The following is a 3,663-nucleotide window of genomic DNA, read 5'->3' on the forward strand; positions in this document are numbered from 1 at the left end:
CCGACGTGGTCGCGCCCGCCGAGGAGACCAGCCCCGAGATCGCCGCGCTGACGAACAGCCCCGCGGTGCCGAAGCGGGCCTGTGCGAACGCCGAGCCGACGAGGATCACCGCGAACACCGCGCCGAAGGTGAGCGCGTTCCGCATCGAGAACGGGCTCTCGAGTTCGACGTCGAGCGACGTGTCCCAGTCGGCGGTCAGCGCGGCCGCGCCCACGCTCGCGAGCACCAGTGCGCCCAGCGGCGCCGCCGCCGCGACGAGCACGGGCACGCCCGAGGTCAGCGTGAAGAAGAGGACGATCCCGAGGTTGCGCGCGGCCATCGCGGCGTCGGCCAGCAGCACCGCGGCGACGGCGTACTCCGTCACCGAGTCGCGCTGGCGGACGTGATCGAGCATCGAGCCCACGACCGCGGTCGAGGACGCCAGCCCGCCGAAAAAGCCCGTGATAGCGACGCCGCGGCCGCCGTAGCTCCGTACCAGCGCGTAGTTCGCGATCCCGATCCCCGCGACGGTGACGACCATCAGCCACGCCACCCGCGGCGGGAAGCCGACGCCGAAGAGGTCCATCTCCTCGGCGGGCAGGATCGGGTAGATCACGAACGCGAGCACGGCGAACTCCGTCGAGGAGCGCAGTTCGGCGCGGTCGAGGCCGCCGGCGAAGGAGTGAAGCTCCCGTTTGAGCACCAGCAGCGCCGAGGAGAGCACCGCCACCGTCACCCCCTCGATCACCAGCCCACCCGCAACGAGCGCGCCGATCCCGTAGGCGACGAACATCGAGACGCTGGTGGTCAGCGAGAGCGAGGCGTCCTCGCTGTCGCTCTGGAGCTCCCGGACCGCGAGCAGCCCGCCCATCAACAGGACGAGCAGGCCGCCGACCGCCACCAGCGCGCCGGTGGTGGCGACGCGTTCGGCCAGCAGCGTCGTCGTCGCGCCCGACAGCGTCAACAGCGAGAACGTCCGCACGCCCGCCGACTTCTCGGACCACTCGCGTTCGAGGCCGAGGAACAGCCCCAGCGCGGCGGCGATCGTCAGCCGGACCACCGGCTCCGACAGCGGGGCGGCGAACAGCGTGTCGGCCTGCAGCGGCGGCATGGGTCGCTACGTACCGCACCCGGCACGTAAATGTCTACGGGCTGGTGCGGCGCTCGGGCCGGGAACACGCTTATACTCGCGCCGGTCCCCTCGGGGGGTATGGAGCTCTTGGAGGTCGACAAGGGGCGACTGGCGTGGGGGGCGCTCGGCGTCGCGCTCGCGGGCGCGCTGGTGTTCATCGCCTACTCCTTCGTCGGGACGTTCGTGTTCGGCCTCTTCGTCTACTACGCGACCCGGCCGATCTACCGGCAGCTCCGGCGCGCGCTCGACAGCCCCAGCCTCGCCGCCGCCGTGTCGTTGTTCGCGCTGGTGCTGCCGGCGCTGGTGCTGGTGGGGTACGCGCTCACCATCGTACTGCAGGAGCTCGATCGCTACGCCCAGACGACCACCATCGATGTCGAACAGCTCGGCATCGACCCGGCGCTACTGGACGGGATCGCCGACCCGGAGAGCCTGCTTCAGGGCGGGATGGTGGAGATGCTCACGTCGGCCGACCTGTCGGGGCTGCTCGGGTCGATCGAATCGGCGTTCGGCACCGTCGCGGTGTTGGGCATCGCCGGCATCCACCTGTTCGTGATGCTGGCGATGGCGTTCTACCTGCTCCGGGAGGACCACCGGCTCGCGCGCTGGTTCGTCCGGAACTTCGACGACGACCGCGGGACCGTTCGGACGTTCTTCGGCGCGGTCGACCGGGACTTCAACTCGATCTTCTTCGGCAACATCCTCAACGCGATCCTGACCGGGACGATCGCCGTGATCGCCTACTCCGTGCTGAACGTGTTCGCGCCCCCCGGCGGGTCGATCCCGGCGGCGGCGCTTGTGGGGATGCTCGCCGGCATCGCGAGCCTGATCCCCGTCGTGGGGATGAAACTCGTCTACGTGCCGGTCGCGCTGGTGCTGGCGATCCAGTCGGCGCTCGCGGGGACGGCCGGCGGGTTCGCGTTCGTCGTCGCCTTCGTCGCGGTGTCGTTCGTGATCGTCGACACGATCCCCGATCTCGTGCTCCGGCCGTACGTCTCCGGGCGGTCGCTCCACGTGGGTGCGCTGATGCTCGCGTACACGCTTGGGCCGCTGCTGTTCAGCTGGTACGGGATCTTCCTGATGCCGATGCTGCTGGTGTTCGTCGTCCACTTCACCCGGGTCGTTCTCCCCGAACTGATCTCCGGGGAGGCGATCGAGCCGTACGCGGTCGACCCGAGCTACATCACCGTCGGCGCCGGGGAGTTCGCGTTCAGCGGGGACGAAGAAGAGACACCGGGGGCGACCGGGGACGAGGGTTAGTCGAGGTCGACGTACTGGTTCTCCCACTCCCGGCGTGCCTCGATCTCGCGGGTGCCGCGGCGGGTCAGCGTGTAGTAGTTGGTCCGCCGGTCGCGCTGGCCCTTCTCCACGAGTCCCTTCTCGACCAGCGTGTCGAGGTTGGGGTAGAGCCGCCCGTGGTGGATCTCCGACTCGTAGTACTCCTCCAACTCCGCTTTGATCGCCAGCCCGTGTGGCTCACCCTCGCCCGCGATGACGTACAGGAGGTCGCGCTGGAACCCGGTGAGATCGTACATCGTGTTATTTACCAATTATTTCGGAACGTTGATAAAGATTACGCAGATCGGCACGATGACGGCCGTTGACGCCCGATACGGGTCGGTTCCCGGGTGCCAGCCCGACCGACGGGTCGGCGAGACGAACCGACGGAGCAGTGACTGACGAACGTGAGAACGAAAACGCCGGGCGGGCCGAGAAAACCGGCCCGGCCCGGCGTCGAAACGGTCCCCGCTGACGCTTCGGCCCTCCAGACGAAGCGTCATCGGTCGTTTGTCGTCGTCGCCATTAAACGTAGCGTTGTCCCGAATCCGACACTAGATGTGCTCCTCCTCGAGCACCCATCCCAGCGCCCGCTTGTAGTAGGTAAACATCTCCCTGACGCCCTCGTGGTTCATCTCCTCGCTGTCGAGCTGTTCCTGCAGGAACTCGTACTGCTCGCGGATCTCCGACTCGTCGCGCATGAAGCGAGGTAGAACCTGGGGGCGCTTGGGCGTGACGGCGCAGTCGGGCGCGGCCGCCAGTTCCGCTACTCGGGGACCACGCGGTTCGTGGATCCAGCTACTCCCGCTCCAGCCGCTGAAGCCCGTGCCAGATAGCGTCGACCATGCGCTGCTCGCCCTCGCCGTCGGCGTCGTCCCAGCCGCGGGCCAGCGCGTCCTCGACGACGGGCAGCGAGTGGTTCTCGAAGTTGTTCATCCCGCGGAACGCCTCCAGCGCCTCGCGCTGAGGCTCGGCGAACGCGGCGACGGTCTCCGCGTCCTCGGCGTCGAGGTGACCCAGATCGACCAGCGTGTCGGCGACCGCCTGTGCGGTCTCGCCGGTGAGTTCCGTCACCTCTTCAGGCTCCTCCCGGGCCAGCAGCGTCACGTCGTACAGCTTGAACACGCGTTCGAGCTCCTGAATCGGCGTCTCGTGGTCGTCGACGCGCACGTCGATCCAGCGGTCGTTTCCGCCGTCGTAGCCGCCCTCGGGCTTGACGACGTACAGCGCCGCGGCCTGCTTGCCGCGGCTGTCGCCGCCGGCCTCGTCGCCGG

5 protein-coding genes are annotated in these 3,663 nt (G+C 68.6%); 1 reads left to right on the top strand and 4 read right to left on the bottom strand.

The window, feature by feature from the left end:
• Positions 1–1,090 (bottom strand): MgtC/SapB family protein (locus tag ACFR9S_RS06460; protein WP_379818296.1); only part of this gene is annotated, 1,090 nt, incomplete at its 3' end.
• 99 nt (positions 1,091–1,189) lie between these two features.
• Here ACFR9S_RS06460 and ACFR9S_RS06465 point away from each other — a divergent pair.
• A complete protein-coding gene (locus ACFR9S_RS06465) occupies positions 1,190–2,371 on the top strand; it encodes an AI-2E family transporter (RefSeq protein WP_379732211.1) in 1,182 nt (393 codons plus the stop codon).
• On the opposite strand, the gene ACFR9S_RS06470 is transcribed toward ACFR9S_RS06465, so the two are convergent.
• The 3 genes from ACFR9S_RS06470 to ACFR9S_RS06480 all read right to left on the bottom strand — a co-directional run.
• Positions 2,368–2,646, bottom strand: coding sequence for a PadR family transcriptional regulator (locus tag ACFR9S_RS06470; RefSeq protein WP_379732210.1), 279 nt, complete (start codon positions 2,644–2,646; stop codon positions 2,368–2,370). The two genes, ACFR9S_RS06465 and ACFR9S_RS06470, sit on opposite strands and share 4 nt — an antisense overlap.
• A 297-nt stretch (positions 2,647–2,943) precedes the next feature.
• Positions 2,944–3,090: a hypothetical protein gene (locus ACFR9S_RS06475; protein ID WP_202594678.1), complete on the bottom strand. Its 147-nt coding sequence runs from the start codon at positions 3,088–3,090 to the stop codon at positions 2,944–2,946.
• 97 nt (positions 3,091–3,187) lie between these two features.
• The coding region (locus ACFR9S_RS06480) for a DUF1028 domain-containing protein (RefSeq protein WP_379818297.1) at positions 3,188–3,663 on the bottom strand (476 nt) is incomplete at its 5' end.

Source organism: Halolamina salina, assembly GCF_042678005.1.
GTDB lineage: Archaea > Halobacteriota > Halobacteria > Halobacteriales > Haloferacaceae > Halolamina > Halolamina salina.

Bases quoted from the DNA above. Each gene is read 5' to 3' on its own strand.
- ACFR9S_RS06475 (WP_202594678.1), bottom strand. From the start codon at position 3,090: ATGCGCGACGAGTCGGAGATCCGCGAGCAGTACGAGTTCCTGCAGGAA.
- ACFR9S_RS06470 (WP_379732210.1), bottom strand. From the start codon at position 2,646: ATGTACGATCTCACCGGGTTCCAGCGCGACCTCCTGTACGTCATCGCG.
- ACFR9S_RS06465 (WP_379732211.1), top strand. From the start codon at position 1,190: ATGGAGCTCTTGGAGGTCGACAAGGGGCGACTGGCGTGGGGGGCGCTC.